This window comes from Deinococcus phoenicis (genome assembly GCF_000599865.1).
Taxonomy (GTDB): Bacteria; Deinococcota; Deinococci; order Deinococcales; family Deinococcaceae; genus Deinococcus; species Deinococcus phoenicis.
Genome location: NZ_JHAC01000033.1, coordinates 17,983 through 41,079, shown reverse-complemented (window position 1 = coordinate 41,079; position 23,097 = coordinate 17,983). Strand labels below are relative to the sequence as shown.

General features: G+C 70.5%; 25 protein-coding genes. 20 read left to right on the top strand and 5 right to left on the bottom strand.

Going from position 1 to position 23,097, the window contains the following annotated elements:
* Positions 1–74: 74 nt before the first annotated feature.
* A complete protein-coding gene (gene icd, locus DEIPH_RS10945) occupies positions 75–1,337 on the bottom strand; it encodes an NADP-dependent isocitrate dehydrogenase (protein ID WP_034357899.1) in 1,263 nt (420 codons plus the stop codon).
* Positions 1,338–1,597: 260 nt separating this feature from the next.
* Between icd and DEIPH_RS10940 the strand changes: the two genes are divergently transcribed.
* The 10 genes from DEIPH_RS10940 (at position 1,598) to DEIPH_RS10895 (ending at position 10,311) form a co-directional block, all read left to right on the top strand.
* Positions 1,598–1,843: a hypothetical protein gene (locus DEIPH_RS10940; RefSeq protein ID WP_034357897.1), complete on the top strand. Its 246-nt coding sequence runs from the start codon at positions 1,598–1,600 to the stop codon at positions 1,841–1,843.
* Between the two features lie 88 nt (positions 1,844–1,931).
* On the top strand, positions 1,932–2,864 hold the full coding sequence (locus DEIPH_RS10935; protein ID WP_034357895.1) for a carbohydrate ABC transporter permease: 933 nt from the start codon (positions 1,932–1,934) through the stop codon (positions 2,862–2,864).
* A complete protein-coding gene (locus tag DEIPH_RS10930) occupies positions 2,857–3,780 on the top strand; it encodes a carbohydrate ABC transporter permease (protein WP_034357893.1) in 924 nt (307 codons plus the stop codon). The genes DEIPH_RS10935 and DEIPH_RS10930 overlap by 8 nt, the downstream gene beginning before the upstream one ends.
* Before the next feature lie 46 nt (positions 3,781–3,826).
* A complete protein-coding gene (locus DEIPH_RS10925) occupies positions 3,827–4,189 on the top strand; it encodes a hypothetical protein (RefSeq protein WP_152544905.1) in 363 nt (120 codons plus the stop codon).
* A gap of 46 nt (positions 4,190–4,235) precedes the next feature.
* The gene (locus tag DEIPH_RS10920; RefSeq protein ID WP_051517319.1) at positions 4,236–4,811 is read left to right on the top strand and encodes a DinB family protein; all 576 of its coding nucleotides are present in this window, start codon (positions 4,236–4,238) and stop codon (positions 4,809–4,811) included.
* Positions 4,808–5,329 carry a histidine phosphatase family protein gene (locus DEIPH_RS10915; RefSeq protein WP_034357889.1) on the top strand — a complete coding sequence of 174 codons (522 nt, stop codon included), beginning with the start codon at positions 4,808–4,810 and terminating at the stop codon, positions 5,327–5,329. The genes DEIPH_RS10920 and DEIPH_RS10915 overlap by 4 nt, the downstream gene beginning before the upstream one ends.
* A complete protein-coding gene (locus DEIPH_RS10910) occupies positions 5,326–6,099 on the top strand; it encodes an alpha/beta hydrolase family protein (protein WP_034357887.1) in 774 nt (257 codons plus the stop codon). Before DEIPH_RS10915 ends, DEIPH_RS10910 begins: the two co-directional genes overlap by 4 nt.
* 5 nt (positions 6,100–6,104) lie before the next feature.
* Positions 6,105–7,631 carry a DUF4127 family protein gene (locus tag DEIPH_RS10905; protein WP_034357885.1) on the top strand — a complete coding sequence of 509 codons (1,527 nt, stop codon included), beginning with the start codon at positions 6,105–6,107 and terminating at the stop codon, positions 7,629–7,631.
* A 61-nt stretch (positions 7,632–7,692) separates the two neighbouring features.
* Positions 7,693–8,610, top strand: coding sequence for an ROK family protein (locus DEIPH_RS10900; protein WP_034357884.1), 918 nt, complete (start codon positions 7,693–7,695; stop codon positions 8,608–8,610).
* 123 nt (positions 8,611–8,733) lie between these two features.
* Positions 8,734–10,311 carry an L-glutamate gamma-semialdehyde dehydrogenase gene (locus DEIPH_RS10895; protein ID WP_034357882.1) on the top strand — a complete coding sequence of 526 codons (1,578 nt, stop codon included), beginning with the start codon at positions 8,734–8,736 and terminating at the stop codon, positions 10,309–10,311.
* A 1-nt stretch (position 10,312) separates the two neighbouring features.
* Here the strand turns inward: DEIPH_RS10895 and DEIPH_RS10890 are convergent, their stop codons facing one another.
* Positions 10,313–10,663, bottom strand: coding sequence for a DUF4180 domain-containing protein (locus DEIPH_RS10890; RefSeq protein WP_034357881.1), 351 nt, complete (start codon positions 10,661–10,663; stop codon positions 10,313–10,315).
* A gap of 45 nt (positions 10,664–10,708) precedes the next feature.
* On the opposite strand from DEIPH_RS10890, the gene DEIPH_RS10885 reads away from it, so the two are divergent.
* The 3 genes from DEIPH_RS10885 to DEIPH_RS10880 are packed head-to-tail and all read left to right on the top strand — an operon-like array spanning position 10,709 to position 13,424.
* Positions 10,709–11,215: a DinB family protein gene (locus DEIPH_RS10885; protein WP_034357879.1), complete on the top strand. Its 507-nt coding sequence runs from the start codon at positions 10,709–10,711 to the stop codon at positions 11,213–11,215.
* Positions 11,209–12,087, top strand: coding sequence for a hypothetical protein (locus tag DEIPH_RS19285; RefSeq protein ID WP_235183227.1), 879 nt, complete (start codon positions 11,209–11,211; stop codon positions 12,085–12,087). The genes DEIPH_RS10885 and DEIPH_RS19285 overlap by 7 nt, the downstream gene beginning before the upstream one ends.
* A gap of 29 nt (positions 12,088–12,116) precedes the next feature.
* Positions 12,117–13,424: an aminotransferase family protein gene (locus DEIPH_RS10880; RefSeq protein WP_034357877.1), complete on the top strand. Its 1,308-nt coding sequence runs from the start codon at positions 12,117–12,119 to the stop codon at positions 13,422–13,424.
* Positions 13,425–13,446: 22 nt separating this feature from the next.
* Here DEIPH_RS10880 and DEIPH_RS10875 read toward each other — a convergent pair whose 3' ends face one another.
* Together DEIPH_RS10875 and DEIPH_RS10870 are read right to left on the bottom strand one after the other, a co-directional pair.
* Entirely contained in the window at positions 13,447–14,622 is a 1,176-nt protein-coding gene (locus tag DEIPH_RS10875) for an acyl-CoA dehydrogenase (protein WP_034357875.1), read from the bottom strand.
* A gap of 84 nt (positions 14,623–14,706) precedes the next feature.
* Complete coding sequence (locus tag DEIPH_RS10870) at positions 14,707–14,973, bottom strand: hypothetical protein (RefSeq protein WP_034358132.1); 267 nt, start codon at positions 14,971–14,973, stop codon at positions 14,707–14,709.
* 43 nt (positions 14,974–15,016) lie between these two features.
* On the opposite strand from DEIPH_RS10870, the gene DEIPH_RS10865 reads away from it, so the two are divergent.
* The 6 genes from DEIPH_RS10865 (at position 15,017) to DEIPH_RS10840 (ending at position 20,356) form a co-directional block, all read left to right on the top strand.
* The gene (locus DEIPH_RS10865) at positions 15,017–15,346 is read left to right on the top strand and encodes a hypothetical protein (RefSeq protein WP_235183226.1); all 330 of its coding nucleotides are present in this window, start codon (positions 15,017–15,019) and stop codon (positions 15,344–15,346) included.
* 187 nt (positions 15,347–15,533) lie between these two features.
* Positions 15,534–15,962 (top strand): 3-hydroxyacyl-ACP dehydratase FabZ, encoded by a 429-nt coding sequence (gene fabZ, locus DEIPH_RS10860; protein ID WP_034357869.1) that lies wholly within the window; start codon positions 15,534–15,536, stop codon positions 15,960–15,962.
* Positions 15,963–16,059: 97 nt separating this feature from the next.
* Positions 16,060–17,205 carry an LptF/LptG family permease gene (locus DEIPH_RS10855; protein ID WP_034357866.1) on the top strand — a complete coding sequence of 382 codons (1,146 nt, stop codon included), beginning with the start codon at positions 16,060–16,062 and terminating at the stop codon, positions 17,203–17,205.
* Entirely contained in the window at positions 17,202–18,362 is a 1,161-nt protein-coding gene (locus tag DEIPH_RS10850) for an MGDG synthase family glycosyltransferase (RefSeq protein ID WP_081790880.1), read from the top strand. The genes DEIPH_RS10855 and DEIPH_RS10850 overlap by 4 nt, the downstream gene beginning before the upstream one ends.
* On the top strand, positions 18,359–19,567 hold the full coding sequence (locus DEIPH_RS10845) for a polysaccharide deacetylase family protein (protein WP_034357863.1): 1,209 nt from the start codon (positions 18,359–18,361) through the stop codon (positions 19,565–19,567). Before DEIPH_RS10850 ends, DEIPH_RS10845 begins: the two co-directional genes overlap by 4 nt.
* A gap of 48 nt (positions 19,568–19,615) precedes the next feature.
* A complete protein-coding gene (locus tag DEIPH_RS10840; protein WP_034357860.1) occupies positions 19,616–20,356 on the top strand; it encodes a class I SAM-dependent methyltransferase in 741 nt (246 codons plus the stop codon).
* 21 nt (positions 20,357–20,377) lie between these two features.
* On the opposite strand, the gene DEIPH_RS10835 is transcribed toward DEIPH_RS10840, so the two are convergent.
* A complete protein-coding gene (locus tag DEIPH_RS10835; RefSeq protein WP_200868176.1) occupies positions 20,378–20,896 on the bottom strand; it encodes a metal-binding protein in 519 nt (172 codons plus the stop codon).
* A 106-nt stretch (positions 20,897–21,002) separates the two neighbouring features.
* On the opposite strand from DEIPH_RS10835, the gene DEIPH_RS10830 reads away from it, so the two are divergent.
* On the top strand, positions 21,003–23,096 hold the full coding sequence (locus tag DEIPH_RS10830) for a S8 family serine peptidase (protein WP_034357854.1): 2,094 nt from the start codon (positions 21,003–21,005) through the stop codon (positions 23,094–23,096).
* The last annotated feature ends 1 nt before the right edge of the window (position 23,097 follow it).

The following is a 23,097-nucleotide window of genomic DNA, read 5'->3' as shown; positions in this document are numbered from 1 at the left end:
GGGGCGGAAGCCACAACAGCCTCCGCCCCCGCTTCAGACCCTCTGTCCTTTTGGCCTGACGTTTAGCCCGGGCTTTACGCCTGACGCATGTTCGCGATGATGCGGTCCGCGAACTCGCTGGTCTTGACCTCGGTCGCGCCTTCCATGCCACGCGCGAAATCGTAGGTGACGGTCTTCTGCGCGATGGTCTGTTCCAGGCCCTTCAGGATCAGGTCGGCGGCCTCGACCCAGCCCATGTAGCGCAGCATCATCTCACCGGAGAGAATCACGGAGGAGGGGTTGATCACGTCCTTGCCCGCGTACTTGGGTGCGGTGCCGTGGGTGGCCTCGAAGATGGCGTGACCGGTCACGTAGTTGATGTTCGCACCGGGCGCGATGCCGATCCCGCCGACCTGCGCGGCGAGCGCGTCGGAGATGTAGTCGCCGTTGAGGTTCAGGGTAGCAATCACGTCGTACTCGGTGGGGCGCAGCAGAATCTGTTGCAGGAAGTTGTCCGCGATCACGTCCTTGATGACGATGCCGTTCGGAAGCTGGAGCCAGGGGCCGCCGTCGAGTTCCACGCCGCCGAACTCCCGCTTGGCGAGGTCGTAGCCCCAGTCGCGGAAGCCGCCTTCGGTGAACTTCATGATGTTGCCCTTGTGGACCAGCGTGACGCTTCTGCGCCCGTTGGCGATGGCGTACTCGATGGCGGCGCGCACCAGGCGCTCGGTGCCTTCCTGGCTGACCGGCTTGACGCCCAGCGAGGACGTTTCGGGAAAGCGGATCTTGTTGACGCCCAGTTCATCGATCAGGAAGTCGCGCAGCCTGGCCGCGTCGGGCGTCCCGGCCTTGTATTCGATGCCCGCGTAGATGTCCTCGGTGTTCTCGCGGAAGATCACCATGTCCACGTCCTGCGGGCGCTTGACGGGGCTGGGCACGCCGGGGAAGTACTGCACCGGGCGGACGCAGGCGTACAGGTCGAGTTCCTGACGAAGCGCCACGTTGATCGAGCGGATGCCGCCGCCGACGGGCGTGGTGAGCGGCCCCTTGATGCCGAAGAGGAACTCGCGGAAGGCGTTCAGGGTCGCCTCGGGCAGCCACTCGCCCTCGCCGTAGACCTGGGTGGATTTCTCGCCCGCGTAGACTTCCATCCACTCGATCTTCTTCTGGTCGCCGTAGGCCTGCTCGACGGCGGCGTCGAGGACCCGCACGCTGGCGCGCCAGATGTCGGGGCCGGTGCCGTCACCTTCCACGAAGGGAATGACGGGGCGGTCGGGCACCAGGAGCTTGCCCGCCTCCATGCGGATCTTCTCGCCCTGCGCGGGCACCTTGATGTGGGGATCGGAAAGCTGAGTCATGACGGCCCAACTCTACCCTCCCGCCGCCCGCCGGGGGTATGCCTGTTCCTGTCACACGGACGGTGTAGACGCGGTTCAACATTCTGCCCGGGTTCTCGGCAGCGGTGGGGGCCGCCGGTGAGCCTTGACATCCAGACCGGTAAAGGTTGAGCTGGGAAACGGTAATGAACACCTGAAGCCGGGGTTCACCCAGCCCAGGCGGGGGCGCGAGATGCTGCCCTTACCCACTTCGGGAATCCAAAGCCAGGAGGTTCACACCGATGAGTGATGACAAAAGCACGCTGGAGAACATGGCCGACGCCGCCGGAGCCAAGCTGAAGGAAGGGGCCGACCGCGCCCGCGCCGCCGGGCACGACCTCGCCAGCAACTTCGGGGGCACCGTCGACAACCTGAAGGACAAGGCTGAGGCGGCCGAGGACCGCGCCAAGGCCGAGGTTCACAACGCCGAAGCGCACGCCGAGTACAACTCGGGCAAGCGTGAGGCGCAGGACGGCGACGGCCACTAAGTCCAGCAGAGCCGAGATGGGCCGGTCACCTTGTGGGGTGGCCGGTTTTTCATGCCGGGAGGGGCGGCGGATGCGTAGACTGCCGGGCATGACCACCACCCAGCGGCGCGAGTCGCGCCGGGCGCAGCACGCGCGGGGCGGAGCGGGCGCGCGCGTGACCGTGCGCAGCACCCTGATCGCCTACGCCTTCATGCTGCCCTTTCTCGCCCTGCTCGTCCTGTACCACACCTGGCCGGTGTTCTTCGGCACCTACCTGGCCTTTACGAAATACAACATCATCAGCCCGCCCGAGTGGGTGGGGCTGGAGAACTTCCGCACGCTGGCCGCAGATTCGCAGTTCTGGTCGGGGCTGAAAAACAGCCTGAAGTACATCCTGGTCGTGCCGGTGATTCAGCTGCTCGCCATCGGGGTCGCCCTGCTGGTGAACCGGCCCCTCAGGGGCATCGGCTTTTTCCGCACCGCCTATTATGTGCCGGTGGTGACCAGCTTCGCGGTGGTGGGCCTGATCTGGACCTGGATGTACCAGCAGGACGGTCCGGTGAACGCGGTGCTGGGCGCGCTGGGGCTGCACCGGGGCGGCAGCCTGCTGAACAATCCCCTGACGGCCCTCTATGCGGTGATGTTCGTGACGCTGTGGAAGGGGATCGGGTATTACATGGTGCTGTATCTGGCGGGATTGCAGGCCATCGGGAAGGAACTGGAGGAGGCCGCCGTGATCGACGGCGCGACCCGCTGGCAGGTCTTTCTGAACGTGACGCTACCGGGCCTGCGCCCCACCATTCTGGTGTGCAGCCTCCTGAGTACCGTCAGCGCCATCAAGGTCTTCGAGGAGATCTACGTGATGACGCAGGGCGGCCCCGCCGGGAGTACCTACACGGCGCTGTTCTACACGTACTCGCGGGCCTTCGTGGACTTTCAGTACGGGCTGGCCGCCGCGGGCGGAATCATCATCGCCGTCATCAGCATCCTGTTCGGGCTGCTGAATTTCAAACTGACGCGGGGGGGGAAGGCGGATGCTTAAAGGCGCTGTCCACGATCAGCCGACCACCGTCAGCAAGACCGCCGCCGACCTCAAGGCGCGGAAGCGGCGCAGGGAGCGGGCAGCGAATCTCGCCGCCTACCTCGTGCTGGGGGTCATCGCCGTCATCATGCTGTATCCCTTCTACTGGACCTTCATCACCAGTCTGGAACCGACGGGGAACATTTACCAGGCCAAACTGCTGCCCAGCGGCGTCAGCCTGAAAAATTACGTGGAGGTGCTGACCGGGACCACCGTGCCGTTCTGGCGGCTGATCCTGAACAGCCTGATCATCTGCACGGCGGGCGTGAGCCTGACCGTCACGCTGGCGGCGCTGGCCGCGTACCCGCTCGCCAAGATGCGCTTTCCAGGCCGCGACCTGATCTTCTACGCGATTCTGGTGCTGATGGTCCTGCCCAACGAGGCGGGCTTGATCGTCAACTACATCACGACCATCAAGCTGGGGCTTCTCCAGCAGACCAGTCCGGTGCTGGACGCCGTGCGGCAGTACGCGGCGGTCGTGCTGCCGGGCATCGCCAGCATCGTGGGGCTGTTTCTGTTGCGGCAGGCCTATCTGGGCGTGCCGATTGAACTGATCGAGGCCGCGCGGATCGACGGGGCCAGAGAGCTGACCATCTGGCGGCGCATCATGCTGCCGCTGGCGCTGCCGACCATCGTGGCCTTTTCCATTCTGGAATTCGTGGCGTACTGGAACAGCTTCCTGTGGGCGCGCATCATGCTGCCCGACAAGAACCTGATGCCGCTCTCGGCGGGCCTCCTGGAGCTGAGCGGCACCTTCAGCACCAACTCGCGGGCGGTGATGGCGGGGGCCGTCATCACGGTTCTGCCCATTCTGGTGATCTTCGCCTTCGGGCAAAAATACTTCATGAAGGGGCTGGAAGGGGCGGTGAAGGGGTGAAACAAGTGCGCAAGCAGCGTGGCGGCGCGAATGGCAGAATGACGGCATGAAGAGAATGCTGATCGCTGCCGCCCTCGCCCTGCCGCTGGGTGCCTGCGGGCTGATCAGGACGCCTAACACGCCGGGCGTGGCGGACGTGCAGTTCCCGGCCAGCGTGGGGGCTTCGGAGACCATGAACGTCGCCGTGACGGTGGGCCTGGGCTGTGGCCGCTTCGACGGCTTCAGCGCGCAGCGCACCGCCAGCCGCCTGACGCTGACCACGCGCGGCAGCGTTCCGGTCGGTGTGGCCTGTTCGGCCAGCGTGCGAAACGAGACGAGGACGTACACCGACCCCGGCACGCCCACCCGCACAGGCCCCTTCGAGATCGTCGTGAACGGCAAGACCTGGGGAACCACCGATATCCGGTAACCCGGCGGCGCTGGGGAAGCTGGGCGGCCCTGTGTACTCTGTCACCATGACTTCCACCGAGCGGCCTGCCGAGGACCCGTCGCGCCCGTACCGGATCGAGCCGGACACGCGCCATTCACCGCAGATCGGGGCGCTGCTGGAGATGCTGGCCTATGCCCGCCTGACCACCTTGCAGGCGGTGCAGGGGTTGAGCGTGGAACAACTGGACGCCACACCGCCGGGCTTCCGCAATTCCATCGGGATGCTGCTGGCGCATATCGCGGCGGTCGACCGGGTGTACCACTGGCTGTCGTTTGGGGGCCGCGACCCCTTCACCGAGAGCATCCCGGAGTTTGACCCGTACCGCTCCGGCCTCACGATGGGCGCGGAGGGTGAACCGGTGCGGGGTCGCCCGCTGGCGTGGTATCTGGACGAGCTGGAAACGTCGCGGGGGCACACGCTCGCCACTCTCGCGCAGAGGGACGACGCGTGGCTGGCCTCGCGGCTCAGTGTGCCGGGCTTCGACTTTCCGAACCACCACTGGGCCTGGTTTCACGTCATGGAGGACGAGGTGAGCCACCGGGGGCAGATTCGCCTGCTGCGCAACATCGTCGCGCCGAAACCGGCGGCGACGGCAGAGTGAGCGGTGACCTGCTGCTGATCCGCCATGCGCGGGCGAGTGGGCAGGCACCGGACGCGCCGCTGACGCCGGAAGGAGCAGCGCAGGCCGGGCGGCTAGCGGCGGACCTGGCCGCGCTGGGCATCAGCCGGATCGTGAGCAGCCCCTGGACGCGGGCAGTGGACACCGCGCGTCCCCTGGCCGACCGGCTGGGGCTGGAGGTCGAGACGGACGCGCGGCTGACCGAGCGGGTGCTGAGCGGCCGGGACCTGCCTTACTGGCGAACGGCCCTCAAAGCCAGCTTCCGGCTGCCCTGGCTGCGTCTGCCGGGCGGCGAGTCGGCCCTCACGGCCCGGCGACGTGTTCTGGCCGCGCTGGCGGATGCACGCGACCCGGACGGGGTGACGGCGGTCGTCACGCACGGCAATCTGCTGGCGCTCGCGCTGGGGCTGGATCATGCGGGCTGGGCGGGGCTGCGGAATCCGGACGTCTGGCGGCTGGCGGCGGAAGGACGCGCGCAGCGCCTGGAGGCGGGAGGATGACGAACGGGAGAACCTTCCACCCCGCCGACCCGCACGCCACCCCGCTGACGGGCGGCACCCCATATCTGATCGAGCGGCGCGTGCTGGCGGGGGTGCCGTGCCTGATCGAGCGGCCCCCGGAGGGGACCGGCGTCGAGGCGGCGTGCCTGGTCTACCACGGCGCCTGGGCCGCCAAGGAGGGCAAACTGGGCGTCTACAGCGCCCTGACGGCCAGGGGCTGGGCGGTTGTCCTGCCGGATGCGGCGCTGCACGGCGAGCGGACGGGCGACGCGCTGCCGGGGCTGAATGCCCGCGAATATGTCTGGGACAGCGTGCGCCGCACCGTGGCGGAGGCTCCGGCGGTGCTGGACGCGCTGGCGGAGACGTTCGGCCCGGTGCCCGTTTGTGTGACCGGGTCGAGCATGGGCGGGTACGTGGCGCAGACCCTCGCCCGCACCGAAAGGCGGGTCAGGCGGGCGGCGGCCCTCATCACTTCCGGCGTGTGGGACGAACCCGAGGTCAGGCGGGCTGAGCTGCGAGCCTTTCTGGCGGCCCAGCGCCCCGTCACGCACGCGGGCGACGCGCCGCCCACGCCCCTCCTGCTGGCGAGCGGCGACAGCGATCCGGTCTTTCCGCTGGACGCGCACCACGTCCCGACCGCTGCCGCCTACCAGGAAGCCTATGCGCGGGCGGGCTGCCCGGAAGGGTTCCAGGCGGCCGTATTTCCCGGCGTGGGGCACTACACCAGCCGGGCGATGCGGGACGCGGTGCTGCGGTTCTTTCTAGACTGACGCGCGTGACCCGCCTGCTGCTGATTCCGCCCGACACCCGCCCCCCCACGCTGGACCACCCGGCCCAGCTCGCGCGCATGACGGGGGCGGAGGTGCGGGTGCCGCCGCCGGAGGCCCTGCCCGACTTTTTTACGCCGGGCGACACGGGCACGCTGCGCACCTGGCTGCTGGACCAGGCCCGGGAGGCGGACGCCCTGGTCGTGTGTCTGGAGACGCTGACGCTGGGGGGCATGATTCCGGCGCGGCGCGTGTCGGACCCGCCCGCCACCGTGCTGAAGCGGCTGGCCGTGCTGCGGGAGGTGCGGGGGCTGAATCCGGGGCTGCGCATCTACGCCTTCGGGGTCATCGTGCGGGTGGCGCACGACAACGACCCCCACGAGGAAAAGCCCTATTACGGCGAGTGGGGGCACGCCCTGCGGGCCTACAGCACCGCCCTCGACCGCCACGCCCGCCACGGGGAGGGGGAATGGGCGGCCCTGGACGCGGCCCGCTCGGCGGTTCCCCAGGCCATCCTGGCCGACTGGGTGGGCACCCGCGAGCGCAACCGGGCGCTTCACCTCGCGGCGCTGGAGCTGCTGGCGGAGGGCACGCTGGCGCACCTGTGCCTCACGCTGGACGACACCACCCCCTATGGTCTGGCCGCGTTCGACCGGCGGCAGCTGGAAGCCCGCGCCGACGACCTGGGCGTCTGGGAGCGCCTGGACATCTACCCCGGGGCCGACGACGTGCCCTGCGCGCTGATCGCCCGCGCGCTGAGGCCGGAGCCGGTGCTGGCCCAGGTGCGCTACAGCGGCGTGAACGGGGCAGGGGCCGAGCTGATCTACGAGGACCGTCCGGCGGGGGAACTGGTGCGGGCACACCTGCGCGCGGCGGGTTGCCGGGTGGCGGACACGCCCGCCGAGGCGGAGTTCGTGCTGGCGGTGAACACGCCGGGGACGCGGCAGGCGAGTTTCCAGCCCAATTTCGCGACGGTGGACACGCCGCACCGGCATCTCCCGGCCTTCGTGGACGCCGTCAGGCATGACCTGGCCGTGGGGCGGGCCGTGACCCTCGCGGACATCGCCTATCCGAACGGGGCGGAACGGCGGCTGTGGACCCTGATGCAGGCGCTCCCGCTGGCCGACCTCGCCGGGTATGCCGCCTGGAACACGGCGGGAAACACGCTCGGCAGCGCCGTCGCCTTCGGAAAGCTCGCGCCGCTGGTGCGGGACCGGGCGGCCCACGCGGAAGCCCTCTTCGCGCGGCTGGTGGATGACGCCCTCTATCAGGCCTTCACCCGGCCCGAGGTGCGCGCCCGGCTGGACAATCCCAGTCCCTTCGACCTGGGCGGACAGCGGGCAGCGGCAGAGGCGCAGCTGCGTGAACTCATCACGCCGCGCATCCGGGCGCTGTGGGAGCACCACTTCGGGCGGACGGGGCTGAGGCTGGAGGTCGGAGAGGCGCACCTGGCTTGGCCCCGGCTGTTCACGGGGGTCTTTCCGCTGACGGTGAGCAGCTCTCCCCAGAGGGGGAACCTGAAGGCGCAACCCTGACTTTCGCCGGACATGGGGAGGACGGGCACCCAGACCGGGCAGGAACGGTGAGAATGGCTGCATGACTCCGGCGGATGAACACCTGGCCTCTCCCCTCCTCGCCCTCGATATCGGTGGCACGTCCATGCGTGCCGCGCTGGTGACCGGGGGGCGCGTGCGGCAGCGGCGGGAGACGCGCACACCGCAACCGGCCCTCCCGGAGGCGGTGCTGGCAGCGGCGCTGGACCTGGCCGCCCCCCTCCTCCCCGACGCGGCGGCGGTCGGCGTGGCCTGTGCGGGCGCGGTGGCGCGGGGGCGCGTCACGGCGACGGCGACGCAGACCTTTCCCGGCTGGACCGACATTCCGCTGGAACAGCGCCTCTCGGAGCGGCTGGGCCTGCCGTGCGCCGCCCTCAACGACGCGCGGGCCGCCGCCTGGGGTGAGTTCCGGGCCGGGGCGGGGCGGGGAAGCTCCGAATTCATGTTCATCACCGTCAGCACCGGCGTGGGCGCGGGGTTGGTGCTGGGGGGGCGGCTTCACCTCGCGGCCAACGGGCTGGACGCGGAACTGGGCTTCGTGAGTGTGCCTGCCGTGTGGCAGGGGGGGCCGGAGGTGCCGCCGCTGGGCCGTCTGGGACCGCTGGAGTTCGAGACGAGCGGGACTGCGCTGGGCGCCCAGGCACGGCGCCTGGGCTTCGAGGACAGCAAGGCCCTCTGCGACGCCGCCGAGGCCGGGCACGCGGCGGCAGACGCCGCGTACGCCCGATCGGCGGCGCTGATCGCCTGGAAAATCGCGGACGTGGCCGCCCTGCTGGGCGTGACGCGGGTGGCGCTGGGGGGCAGCGTGGGCCTGCGCGGCGGGTATCTGGCACGGGTGCAGGCGTCGCTCACCCAGTTCCCCGAACGCTACCGGCCCCAGGTCGTCCACGCCGAACTGGGAGCCGACGCGGGTCTGATCGGGGCGGCGTTGTGGGCCGGCGCCCCGGCTTTTCAGTCGTAAAGTCAGGGCCAGAAGCCGCGCCTTCCCTGGCACCTCATCGGCGTCAAGTTTTGCCGTCTGACAGCGGTTTTGCCCTGCTTTGGCGTGCGTGTTACTCTCGCGTCACTCTCAAGGAGGCAACACATGACCAGCACGCTGATGGAGGGCTTCCTCCCGTTTGAACACGAGCCGTACTTCAACTTTGGCCTGGACGCTGTGGCGGGCAGGCAGCGGGACGCTTACCGAATGGTGCGCGAGAAGTATCTGGGCCGGGCCTTCCCGATGTACCTCGGCGGCAAAGCCGTGGAGGGCACAGCCACGTTTGAGGTCCACAACCCCGCCGACACGCGCGAGGTGGTGTGGCGCTTTCCGAAGGCCACGCCGGAGCAGCTCGAAGAGGCCATCGGCGGCGCCAAAGCGGCGTTCGAGGAGTGGCGCTTTTCCGACCCGATGCAGCGCGCCACGATCTTCAAGCGGGCCGCCGACCTGCTGCGCGCGCGCCGCCTGGAATTCAATGCGGTGATGGGCCTGGAAAACGGCAAGAACTGGGCCGAGGCCGACGGTGAGATCGCCGAGTGCGTGGACCACTTCGAGGTCTTTGCCCGCGAGGCGCTGAAGTGGGCGCAGGGCAAGCCCGTCTATCCCATGCCCGACGAACACGTCACGATGGTGTACGAACCCATCGGCGTGGTGGCCGTCATCAGTCCCTGGAACTTCCCGGCGGCGATTCCGCTGGGGATGGCGCTGGGGGCCATTGCGGCCGGCAACACGGTCGTGTGGAAGCCCGCTTCCGAGACGCCGCTGAGCAGCCTGCTGCTGGTGGAACTGCTGTATGAGGCGGGCCTGCCCCGCAACGTGATCCAGTTCGTCACCGGCACCGACGACGTGCTGGGTGATCCCCTGGTGGACCACAGGGACATCCGCATGATCGCCTTTACCGGCTCCAAGGAGATCGGCTGCCGCATCATGGAGCGCGCCGCGAAGGTGCAGCCGGGTCAGAAGTGGCTCAAGCGCGTGATGGCCGAGATGGGCGGCAAGGACCCGACAGTGGTCTGCGCCGACGCCGACCTGGACGACGCCGCGCGCGGGATCGTGCAGGCCGCCTTCGGGTACGCCGGGCAGAAGTGCAGCGCGTGCAGCCGCGTGATCGCGGAAGCCAGCGTCTATGACGAGTTGCTGGACCGGGTGGTGACGCTGGCGCGCGAGCTGAAGGTCGGTTCGCCGGAGGAGAACGCCCCCCTCGGTCCGGTGATTCACGAGGGCAGCGCGGCCCGCATCATGGACTACGTGGAGAAGGGCAAGGGCACGGCCCGCCTCGTGCTGGGGGGCGAGCGCGCCGGGAGCGGGGAGCGGGAGGGCGGCTACATCGCGCCGACGATCTTCGCGGACGTGGACCCGCGCGACCCCCTCTTTCAGGAGGAGATTTTCGGGCCGGTGCTGAGCTTCACGAAGGCGCGCGACTGGCGGCACGCCATCGACCTCGCCAACGACTCCGAGTATGGCCTGACCGCCGCCTTCTACAGCCGCGACCCGCAGAAAATCAACGAGGCCCGCCGCCTGATCCACGCCGGGAACCTGTACGTGAACCGCAAATGCACCGGGGCGCTGTCGGGCACCCACGCCTTCGGCGGCTACGGCATGAGCGGCACGAACGCCAAGGTGGGCGGCCCGGATTACCTGTTCTGGTTCCTCCAGACCAAGACGGTGGCGCAGAAGTACTGAGTCAGCTTCCGGCGCTGGCCCCCAGCCAGTGCCGGGCCTCCTCCTCGGTACGGACAAAGCGGATCAGGCCATGCGTGGCGTGCTCGTGCGCCAGCTCGGCAAAGCGCGCACCGTGGGCCGCGAAGTCCGGCAGCACCAGGGCGACCCGGATGCGGTAGTTCGTGAACTTCTGGAACGCTTCGCCCGCCAGGCCGCTGCGCAGCTGGAAAAACGCCGGGGAGAGGTCCGCTTCGGTCAGGATCAGGCCGTCCAGCCCGAAGGCCGCGCCCACCAGGTCCGGCACGTCGGCCAGCGTCTGGAGGGTCAGGCCCAGTTCGCCCGCGGTGCTGATTTTCGGGACTTCGTTCGTCATCACCTGGCAAGGTAACAAAGCCTCCTCTTCTGCGAAACTGGCTTTATGTCTGATCCCCGACCCGACCGAAACGAGCGGCCCCAGCCCGCCCTCGCCCGCCTGCTCCCTAAGCTGTTCCGGGGGGGGCAGGCCTTCGTGGGCGTGGAGGCCGCGCTGAGTGGCCTGGACGCGGCCACCGCCGCCCGCCGACCCGACTCCCTGCCGCACAGCGTGGCCGAACTCGTCGCGCACGTGAACTGGTGGAACCGCTGGATGCTGGACGTGATTGAGGGCGGGCAGGCGATGCCGTCCCCGAAGCACGCGGCCGACCCCTGGCCCGCCGTGACGGAAGACGACTGGGGCCGGGTCCGCAACGAGTTCTACGAGTTGCTGGCCCGCATCGACACGCACACGGCCCGCCCCGACCTCGCCAACCCGGTGAACCACGAGGAAACCATCGGGGAACTGCTGGCGGATTTCGCGCTGCACACCGCGCACCATTTCGGACAGGTCGTGACGGTACGCCAGGCGCTCGGGGCGTGGCCGCCTCCCGGGGGCGGGGACACGTGGTAGAGGCTGGCCCCCTCGCCGTCACCGAACTGAACGCGGGCGACGCCAGCCGCGCCTCGCACGTGTGGCGGGTGGAGTCGGCGCAGGGGCCGGTCGTCCTGCGCCGGTCGTGGTGGACCTCGCCGGACGTGAGCGCCTTCATGCTGGGCCTGTCAAGGCTGTTCGGGGTGGACCCGCGTGACCTGCCTGCCACAGCCGCCGCTTACGGCTTCTGGCGGGGGCTGGGGGTCTGGTCGGTACCGGAAGTGCTGGGCACCGTGGACTTCCGGGATGCCCCGGCCTTGCGGGTGGCCTTTGTGCCGGGCGAAGCCCGCCACGAGTTGCAGCAGGCGGACGCGGCGGAACTGGGGCGGCGGGTCGCGGCGGTGCACGCCCACGCCGTGGACGGCTTCGGCCCGGTGACGGGAAACCCCTTGCGACCCCTCACCGACTTCTATCCGCACGCGCTGAAGGTGGTGCGGGAAGTCGCGGCGCACTTCGGGCCGGACGCCTGGGCGGACCACTGGCCGGAGGTGGAGCGGCCTTCACTGCCGCCCCCTCCCCCACCCGCGCCGTCCCGATGCTGCTGGACTGGCACGGCTCGCAGTTCGTGTGGCGTGACGGGCAGCCCTTTGCCCTGGTGGATGTGGAGGCGTCGGCCTTTGCGCCTTTGCGCCGCCGGAACTCGACCTGTGCCTCTGGGAAGTGCTGCTGGACCGGGCGGGGGCGCGGGCCTTCCGGGCCGCCTATTCCGAAACCCGCCCCTTTCCCGACCTCGGCCCCCACCGCCGCGTGTGCCGCCTGATTCTACGCGCGCTGGAAGTGGAAGGCTCACCGCCGCTGCCCGGCTGGCTCGCCCTCCCACCCCTCTTCGACTCCTGACGGCTGAACGCTGAAGGCCGGCAACTCCTGAAAGGCTCCGCGCATGACCGATTCTTCCTCCTCCAGCGTCTTCTACCGTTCCCGCAAGTCCTACCCGGTCGCCGTGCGTGGCGAGGGCGTGTATCTCTATGACGCCGGGGGCCGGCGGTATCTGGACGGCTCCTCGGGGGCGCTGGTGGCGAACATCGGGCACGGGCGGGCAGAGGTCGCGGACGCCCTGGCGCGCCAGGCACGGGCGCTGCCCTTCGTGCATGGGTCGCAGTTCACCTCGCCCGTGCTGGAGGAGTACGCGGCGCGGCTCGTGAGCTTTCTGGGGTTGCCCGGCTTCCGCTTCTGGGCCGTCTCGGGCGGGTCGGAGGCGAACGAGAGCGCGATCAAACTCGCGCGGCAGTACCACGTGGAACGGGGCGAGCCGGGGCGCTACAAGGTGATCACACGCCTTCCCAGCTATCACGGCGCCTCGCTGGGGGCGCTGGCCGCGTCGGGCATGGGGGCGCGGCGGGCCATCTACGCGCCCCTGATGAACGAGGCCGCCTGGCCGAAGCTGCCCAGGCCCGACCCCAGGCTTTCCGGCGAGGCCGACGCCGAACGCCTGCGCGCTGTGCTGGAGGAGGCCGGGCCGGAAACGGTCGCGGCCTTTATGGCCGAGCCGGTGGTGGGTGCCTCGGACGCGGCGTTGGCGCCGAACGCGGGTTACCATGCCCGAATTGCCGAGATTTGCCGCGAGTACGGCATTCTCTTCATCGCCGACGAGGTGATGAGCGGAATGGGCCGCTGCGGCTCACCGCTGGCCGTGCGGCTGGGGGGGGACGTGACCCCCGACCTCGTGGTGCTGGGCAAGGGACTGGCCGCCGGATACGCGCCGCTGGCGGGGCTGGCCGCGAGCGCGGAGGTCTACGGCACGGTGATGAACGGCTCGGGGGCCTTCAAGCACGGCTTTACCTACGCGGGCCATCCGGTCAGCGTGGCGGCGGGCCTGGCGGTGCTGGACATCGTGGAGCGCGAGGGCCTGACGGAAAGGGCGCGGGTCCAGGGCGAGCGGCTGCTGACGGGGCTGCGCGAACTGAAGGAACGTCACCCGCTGGTGCTGGACGCGCGGGGACACGGCTTGCTGCTGGGCCTGGTGCTGGGCGACCCGGCGACCGGAGAGGCCTTCGGGACGCCGGGCATCGCGGAGCGGGTGGCCAGAGCCGCCTGGGAACGTGGCCTGATTACCTATCCCGGCACGGGTGCGGTGGACGGCACGCGCGGCGACCACCTGTTGCTCGGCCCGCCGCTGAGCATCGCGGACGCGGAGGTGGATGAGCTGCTGGCGGCGCTGGACGGGGCACTGGGGGAGGCAGTGGGCTGAAGCCTACCGCCTGCCTGGGGCTTTACCCCCCGTACTCCGCGAACACCGCCCGGCTGATCACGAGCTGCTGAATCTCGCTGGTGCCCTCGTAAATCTCGGTCACCTTGGCGTCGCGGTAGAGGCGTTCGACCGGATACTCGCGGCTGTAGCCGTTGCCGCCGAAAATCTGAATGGCGTCGCGGGCGCAGTCCACCGCCGCCTCACTGGCCAGCAGCTTGGCGATGCTGGCTTCCTTGCCGTAGGGCTGGCCCTGATCCTTGAGCCAGGCGGCCTTGAGGGCGACCAGGCGGGCCGATTCGGTGCGGGCGGCCATGCGGGCGACCTTGAAGGACACGCCCTCGAACTCCCGGAGCTTCTTGCCGAACTGCTCGCGTTCACTGGCGTAGCGGGCGGCGTGCTCCAGGGCGGCGCGGGCGATCCCGAGGGCCTGCATGGCAATACCGATCCGCCCCGCGTCCAGGCTGGCGAGGGCGATGATCAGGCCCTGGCCCTCCTCGCCCACCATGTGGTCCTGGGGTACGCGCACGCCGTCAAAGGTGACGGTGGTGGTGTGTGCGGCGTGCAGGCCCATTTTTTCCTCGGGGCGGCCGAAGCTGAGGCCCGGCGTCCCGCCAGGCACGATGAAGCAGGACACGCCGCGCGCGCCGGGGCCACCCGTGCGGGCCATCACCAGGTAGGTGTCGGCCTGTCCGCCCGAGGTGATCCAGGCCTTGGAGCCGTTCAGCACCCAGGCGTCGCCGTCGCGCTCGGCCCTCAGGCGCAGGCTGGCGGCGTCACTGCCCGCGCCGCTCTCCGTCAGGCAGAAAGCCCCGATGTGCTGGCCGCCGGCGAGGGGGCGCAGGTACTGCTCACGCTGGGCGCCGGTACCGTACTTCAGGAGCATCTGCTCGGGCAGGCCGTTTTGCACGCTGACAATCACCGCCACGCTGGCGTCGGCGGCGGCGATTTCCTCCAGGCACAGGGCGTAGGTGACGGAATCGAGGCCCGCGCCGCCCCACTGTTCGGGCACGGTCGCGCCCATCAGCCCCAGCTCGGCCAGGCCGCGCAGTTGCTCACGGGGATACGCGCCGCTGCGGTCGTACTCGGCGGCCTTCGGGGCGATCTCGGCGCGGCAGAACTCGCGGACGTGCTGAAGGATCATGCGCTGGTCGTCGGAGAGGGCGAAGCTCATCCCCGTCTCGGAAGCGGTGGCGGTCATGGCCTCACGCTACCAAACGGGTGTTAGGGAGTGTGGGTTGTGGGAAAGACGGCAGGAGCCTTCTTATGCTTTTGCCCCCACGACCTACAAGCCGCGCCCCACCGCCTCTTCCAGCGCCTCCTCGATGCCGCGCCCGCGCCAGCCGGTTTCGACGGCGAGGCTCCCGCCCTCTGCCCAGCGCAGGGCCGCGCCGATCACCGCGCCGCCCGCGATGGCGAGGGCCGCCGCCGTCAGGGCGTCCTGCGGGGCCTGCGGGCACAGGCGCGCTGCCGCCGCTTTCAGGGGCGGCGCGAGGGGCAGGGGCGGACGGGTCACGCGGACGCGGGCGGGCAGGCCGGGCGGGGGAGTCACGCGCCGGAGTGTAACGCCCATCCACGGGTCAGGCGGGGCCGGCATGAAGTTCTTCACAGCGCCCCTCCCCCGCCTCTCTAGAATGCCCGGCGATGACACGAGCGAGGCGGGGGGCAACGTGCGGGCGCTGAGGTGGGCCGGGGTGGTGCTGCTGACCCTGCTCACGCTGGCGCTGGCGGCCCTCACGCTGGGGAGTTTTGCCAGCCTGAACCCGAACGCGCCGCTGTGGCTGCGTTCGGTGGGCAGCGTCGAGACGATTCTCAGCCGGCAGGCCGGCGCCGGGGGCATCTCCAGTTTCGGACAGGCCGTCGGCCTGACGCTGCTGACCAGCCTGCTGGCGGGCCTGACGGCGTTCCTCAAGCCCCGGGCCTGAAAACTGCGGGCCTGAGCGGCCTGTCCGCCGTCCGGGGAGCGTCCGGGCGCGTTGGTAAGCCGTGCTACGCTTGGAACGTTTTGCCCGGGAGGGCTGCCCCCACCGGACGGCGGGGCGGGCGCGGGGCCGTGGGAGAACCGCCCCCGCCGCGCCTGTTTCTGTCCCCCTTGCCAAGGAGTGTCTGTTCATGGAACCCATCCTGATTCAGGACGTGCTGAAGACCCTGCCGCACCGTTTTCCCTTCGTGCTGGTGGACCGTGTATTGAGCGTGCAGGGCGGCGAAGTCCACGCCCTCAAGAACGTGACGGTCAACGAACCCTTTTTCCCGGGCCACTTTCCGCAGGAGCCCGTGATGCCGGGCGTGCTGATCGTGGAGGCACTGGCGCAGGCCAGCATGTTCTGCCTGCACGGTCAACTGGAACCGGGCACGGTGGGTTATCTGGCCGGCGTGGAGGGCGCACGCTTCAAGCGCAAGGTGATTCCGGGCGACCAGCTTCACCTGTACGCGCGGCTGGAATTCCTGCGCCGGGGCCTGGGCAAGACCACCTGCCGCGCCGAGGTAGACGGAGCGGTGGCGGCCGAGGCAACGATTCTGTTCGCGGTGGCGAAAGGGTGAGGGGAATGTGGGCTGTCGGGTGTGGGGTGTGGGGAGACGCCCTGTCTTGTCCCACACCCCACGGCCCACGACCCACGGCCCGCGCCGGGGGAGCACCGTGACGCGCCTCACCCGCTATGTCACGCGGGAACTGCTGCCGCCGCTGGTGGCGGGCGCGCTGCTGTTCACGGCGATCCTGAGTTTCGGGTACTTCTTCATCAGCAGCCAGTGGCTGCGGGGGGTGCCGCTGGGGCTGATTTCCCAGTGGATCGCCTATCAGGTGCCCGACACGCTGGTCAAGGTGCTGCCCATGGCGGCCGTGCTGATGACGGTGGTGGCTTACGGGCGGCTTGCCACCGAGCGGGAACTGGTGGCGGTGCAGTCGGGCGGGATCGGGCTGGGGCAGGTGGCGAGGCCGGCTGCGGTGGTCGCCGCACTCGTTACGCTGCTGGCCCTCTGGCTGAGCCTGTGGGTCGCGCCCCGCGCCAACGTGGAAACGCGCGGCCTGTACTGGGACGTGCTGACGGGCGGCGGCCTCTCGCAACTGGTGGGCAAGACGGTGGACCTGGGCGGGAACCTCACGCTGGCGCTGCGGGGCTATGACCACGCCGGGCGCGAGCTGCGCGGCGTGCGGGTGGAACGCTGGCAGGCGGACAACCCGCAGCGGGCCACCGTGATCTTCGCGGACACGGGCACCTTCGAGAACAACGGGCTACACCTGCGCGGCTACCAGGTCTATACCGTGGACTACGCCGCCGCCGCGCAGCTCGCCCGCGTGCCGGACAACGACCCGGCCGCCTTCCGCGAGGCGGTCCAGGCGGTCTTTCCCAGCGTGGTGATTCCCGAAGACCCCGCCAGCACCCTGAATCTGGACACGGGCCTCTCGCGCAAGCAAGCCATCGCGCAGTACGCCGACGCCATCGGCGCGGACGGGGAGGGGTGGCCGGAACTGGTGAGCAAGCTGAGCGCCCCCGGCGTCACGGACAGCGAACGGGCTGACGCCCGCCTCAACCTGAACCGCAAGCTGGCGTTGCCCTTCGGCAATCTGGTGCTGGCGCTGGCCGCCCTGCCGTTCGCGCTGCGCTACGGGCGCACGCTGGGCGTCTCGCTGGGGATCGCGCTGATGATCGCGGTGGCGTACTACCTCGTCTTCTTTGTCGGCCTGACCCTGGCCGGGGCGCTGCCGGGCTTCCCCGAACCCGGTGTCTGGCTCGCCAATGTGGTGTTCGCCGTGCTGGGCCTGCGGCTGCTGAGGCGGGCGTGAGGGAAGGGAGGCGGGAAGAGCCTAGCCCGCGCAGGCCCCCCGGCCCCGAGCTGCGCGCGTTGATCCTCTCGGCGTCCTTCGGCAGCGGGCACCACCAGGCGAACGACGCGCTCGACCGGGCGCTGCGGGCGGCGGGCGTGGACCTCCGGGCGCGGCACGCGGACTTCATCGCGTACCTGAGTCCGGTCGAGCGGGCGCTGACGGTCGGCACCTACGACGCCTGGCTGCGGTACGCGCCGGGCATGTACAAGGCGTTCTACGACTGGACCGATCAGGAAACCGAGCCACGGGCGCTGACCGGCACCTTCGGCTGGCTGGGCCTGCGCGGCATGCGGCGCGACGTGTGCGAGGTGCGGCCCGAGGTCGTGGTGAGCAGCTACCCGACGACGGTGGCGCTGGCCCATACCGCCCGCACGCAGCTGGGGGCCGACTTCCTGAACGCGCTGGTCGTGACCGATTACCGCGTACATCACCACTGGGCGCGGCCCGAGGCCGAACTGCTGATGGTGGCGACCGAGGAGGCGCGCGGGCAGATGGCCCGCTGGCGGATTCCGGAGGCGAGCGTGGCCGTGACCGGCATTCCCATCGCCCCGGTGTACCGGGAGCTGATCGGGGCCGACCGCGCGGCCCTGCGCGAAAAGCACGGCCTGAGGGCGGACGAACCCCTGATCCTGGTGTCGGGCGGGGGGACCGGAACGTACCGGGCGCTGGGCCGCGTGCTGGGGGAGCTGAGTCACCTGGGCCGGCGGGTGCAGGTGCTGGTGCTGGCGGGGGCGCGGGAACGCGGCGTGACGCGGCTGGGCGGCGCGACCGTTCACGCGCTGGGCTTTACCACGGCCTTTCCGGAACTGCTCGCCGCCGCCGATCTGGTGGTGGGCAAGGCGGGGGGCCTGACGGTGGCCGAGGCCACCACGCTCGGCGTGCCGCTGGTCATTTTCGAGCCGATTCCCGGCCAGGAGGAACACAACGCCGACTACCTCGTGCGGCACGGGGCGGGCCTGTGGGCGCACACGCTGGCGGAGGTGCGCCGCGCCGTGCTGCGCGCGCTGGACCCCGACGAGCGGGCCAGACTGGGCGCGAACGCGCACGCCCTCAGCGTCCCCGACGCCGCCGACCGGGTGGCCGCCGCGTTGCTGCGCAAGCTGGGCCGGGCATGAAGAAGAAAGCAGGGCTGGGCACGGCGCTGCTGGTCCTGTATGTCGCCCTCCCCTTCTTGCTGGCGCAGCAGCTCAACCTCGGCCTGGTGCGGGGGGGGAAGCAGCGCCGCAAGGCTCTGGCCCTGACGTTCGACGACGGCCCCGACCCCGTCACGACGCCCGCCGTGCTGGACGCGCTGCGGGAAGCCGGCGCCCGGGCCACCTTCTTCGTGATCGCGGGGCGCGCGGAGGCGCACCCGGACCTGATCCGCCGGATGCTGGCCGGGGGGCATGAGGTGGAGGCGCACGCGGCGCGGCATGTCCATGCCTGGGCGCGGACCCCCTGGGGGGCCTTGCTCGACCCCCTGCGGGCGGCGCGGCGTGTCTCGGCGGTCACTGGGCGGCCCGTACGCCTGCACCGGCCCCCGCACGGGGCCTATACCCTCGCCACCCTGCTGGGCCAGCGCGCGGCGGGCGTGACGGGCGCGCACTGGAGCGTGGAGGGCCGCGACTGGCACCCGGCCTTCACACCGGAAGGCGTGCGGCAACGGGTAGGCGCACTGGCCCACCCCGGCGCGGTGGTCGTGCTGCACGACGCGGGACCGGGTGCCAGGAACACGGTGCCGATGCTGCCCGGCCTGCTCGCGGATCTGCGGGGCCGGGGGTACGCGCTGGTCCCGCTGGGCGAGCTGGAGGGGGCCGCCCCGCTGACCGTCCGGGACTTGCCGCGCCGCCTGATGCGGGGCCTCGACCGGGTGTATGACCGGGTGGGCCACACCCGCCCCGCCGGGGGCCGGGCCGACAACCTCTTCCGGGTCGGACCGGCGCGTTTCCCGCTGGGGGGCGTCCGGCTGGCGGACGGCACGGCCATTCCCCGGGGCACGCCCGCCGCCGAGTACCACGTGAACAACCCCTTGCTGGTGGACCTGGGCCTGCGCCGCAGCCTGCGCCTGGCGCGGGAGGATTTCCGGGCCGTGGCCGCCGATCTCCAGAGCCGCCCGGACCTCGCGGACGCGCAGGTGGTCTTCTGCCTGAGTGCGCTGTCCTCACTGCTCGCCACGCTGGGCTTCGAGACGCATGACCTCTCCCCCGCAGACACGCGCCGCCTGCGCGCCTGGGCGAACGTGCTGAGGCGGGCCTATGGCAGCGGCCCGCACGCGCCCGCGCCGAAGTTGAGCGTGATGAGCCGGGCGGCGTTTCTGGCGCGGTACGGGGCAAGGGTGTAGCGGGACCTTCCCACACCCTGCACCCCACAACCCACTACCCTCTTTTCCGTGAACTACGACGATTTTGCCGACCTCTACGACCACCAGTACGACCTCTACCGCGACGACCTGCACTTCTACGCGGGGGTGGCGGAGCGCGTGGGCGGGCCGGTGCTGGAGGTGGGGGCGGGCACGGGCCGGGTGACGGCTTTTCTGGCGCGGCGGGGCGTGCGGGTGGTGGGCCTGGAGCCGAGCGCACGTATGATCGAGCGGGGCCGGGCACGGGCGCAGGAAAGCGGCCTGGACCTGACCTTCGTGCAGGGCGACGCCCGCAGCTTCCGTCTGGACGAACGCTTCGGGCTGGTGATCGCGCCCTTCAACGCGCTGATGCACCTCTACACGCCGAACGAGCAGTTGAGCGCCCTGGAGAACATCCGGGCGCACCTGACGCCGGGCGGCGCGTTCGTGTTCGACCTCTACGTGCCGCGCTACGGCGAGATGAACACGCTGCGCCACGAGGGCGAGACGTTTCACCGCCCGGACGGCTCGCGCACGGACGTGTTTCTGGTGCAGCGGCACGACCGGCCCCGGCAACACGTGACCACCGAGTATTACGCCGACACCACCGCGCCGGACGGCACGCTGAGGCGGCGGCACTACACGCTGACGCAGCGCTACTACACCCGCTTCGAAATGGAATGGCTGCTGCGCTGCGCGGGCTTCGAGTCGCCGCGCGTGACCGGGAGTTTCCAGGGCGGCCCCCTGGACGACAGCAGCGACGTGATGGTCTTCCAGACGCGGGCGCGGTAGGACCGGCCCCCCGCCCGGGGTTCAGAACCGCCGCCGGACCTTCTTCAGGCCGTGCCGCAGGCCGTGGTCGGGGCGCACCCCGTCGGCGATCAGGTGGAGCCACTGGCTGAGGTAGTAGCCGAACAGGAGAGGCAACAGGACCTTGAGGCTGGCGGGCGGCGGCAGGGCGGGCAGGGGAAAGAGGGGCCACACGAAGCACAGCAGGCCAACCAGCAGCCCCAGGACCACGGCCAGGTACGCCAGGCGCGTGAGCGGCCCCAGCAGCCAGGTGTGCGAGAGGCCCCGGTGGCTGAACAGCCTCCCGTAGGGCACCCACAGGACGCCGAGGCGGCCCCAGCGCCGCTTGCTGTCCACCCGGCCCTCGGCCAGGTCGAGGTCCGGCGAGAGGAGGAAGGTGCCCACGAAAAACCCCAGGGTGAAGTTCAGGGCCTGGGCAGGTGTGACGGTCAGGAGGCCCTGCCGCGTGGCGACCAGCACCCCGGCGGCCAGGACGCTGTAGGTGGCGATGTTGATGAGGTTATGAACGCGTCCGCTGGGCACGCCGGACATTGTGCCCCGTCGGGCGGCCTCTGTCTGCCACCCCCTCTCTGCCCTCTCTGCCGCACTTCACAAACCGTCAGATGGAATGCGGCATTCTGGGACGCACATGAAATCTCTTCCTGCCCTGCTCACGGTGGCGTTGCTGACAGCCTGTAGTGGTACGTTTCCCACGCTCTCGGGGCGAACGGTGCCGCTCGGCACGGCGCTGACCGGACAGACCTCGCAGCCCTTCACCGGAAGCTGGGAGGTGGACCAGAAGAGCCTGCCCGCGTGGCTCCGGGTGACGCCCCTGAAAGGCGAGGGCCGCATCGACCTGAAGCTCACGGCAGACCGGGCGCAGGGCACCCCCACGGCGGCGGACCGGCCGCAGCTCAGCGGACAGGTGACCCTCCACTGGACGCAGGGCCAGCAGAGCGGGAAAACCGTGTGGACGGTCACGGCCGACCAGTACGCCCTCACCGGGCGCGTGGTGGACGCCGCGCGCGTTCAGGGCAGCGACGTGGGCGCAGGGCAGCCCCCTGCGGCACGGGCGCAGGCCCCCGCCGGGGCGCGCGGCGTCATCGTGAAGTACCGCTCGGCGGCGGCGCACTCGCTCGCCCTGGGCCGCGCCGTCCCCAAAGGCACCCTCAGCGACGCGGCCCAGGCGACCACACAGCGCGTCCTGGCCCGGCTGGACGTTCCCCGTGGGGCACTGGACGACCTGGGCGGGCGGACCGTGCGCCTGGACACCCCGGACGTGGCGGGCGCGCTGACCGCCCTGCGGAACGACCCGAACGTGGAGTACGCCGTGCCGAATGCCGTGCTGCACGCGCAGGCCCTGAGCACGCCGGTGGTCCCGACCGATCAGTACGCGGGATTGCAGTGGGCCTACAAGCTGCTGGGCTACGGGGCGGTGTGGCGCGATATGGAGGCGGGCGGCTACACCCACCCCGTGACGGTCGCGGTGGTGGATACCGGGGTGCGCTTCGACCATCCCGACCTTGAGGGGGTGCTGTACGGACCGGGCGAGGGGGCGCTGGACGTGCTGGGCTTCCGGCCTGCCACCGACGACGCACCCTACGACAACGGCGACGGCGACGGCCCCGACACCGATCCCACCGATCCCGACACCCCCACGCGCACCAGCGGCAGCCACGGCACCCACGTGACCGGCATCATCGCGGCCCGCTGGGGCAGTATTCCGCAGTTCCCGGGGTGCGAGGCGTGCAGCACCAGCGGCGTGGTGGGCGCCGCGTACAAGGCGCCCGTCAAGGTGCTGCCGGTACGCGTGATCGACGCCTCAGACAACGCCGAGGCCGCGGACGTGATGAACGCCGTGCGGTACGCGGCGGGCCTGGACATCACCCTGGAGGGCCGGACGTACAGGAACCCACACCCCGCGCAGGTGATCAACCTGAGCCTGGGCGGCGCCGTCTCCGCCGCAGAAGCCCAGCCCATGTGCGAGGCGGTGGCCGACGCGACCCGCGCGGGGGCACTGGTGGTGGTCGCGGCGGGCAACGGCTACGGCACAACCCCCTATTACCCCGCCGCCTGCGCGGATGCGGTGGCGGTCGGGGCCGTGACGCTCTCGGGGGCCAGCGCGCCGGTCCATGCCGGCTACAGCAACAGTTACCCCCAGGTCATGCTCGCCGCGCCGGGAGGGGTGGACATCAACCAGGGAGCCACCTCGTTCAATGGCGGCACCCTGAACGGCGCGCCGTATCCGGACCAGATCTTCTCGACCGACTGGGACTATGCCAGGAATCAACCGATGTACAGCTCCAACGCGGGCACCAGCCAGGCCGCGCCGCAGGTCAGCGCCCTGGCCGCCCTGCTGCTCAGCAAGGGCGTCACCCAGGGGCCGGAAGACACGCTTCGGTGCCTGACCACCACTGCCACCGACCTGGGCACGCCGGGACGTGACGACGAGACTGGCTCCGGCATGATCAACGCCGCTGCGGCGCTGGGTGCCCCGGCGGTCAGCGATACCCTGGGCCTGCGGGTCCAGGACAACCGGGGTCTCATTTTCTCCCCGGCGCTGGACACCCTGGGCCGCTTCACCGCCTTCCTGCCCGACGGCACCTTCCAGGTGATCGGGGGCCGTGACCGCGACGCCAACGGCATCTACGGCGAAACCACCGAACCGCGCGCGGAGCGCTCCGCCACCCTCGGCCCGGCCAGTCCCCGCGCGGACCTCGGTGACCTGGTCCCCACCCCCTGAG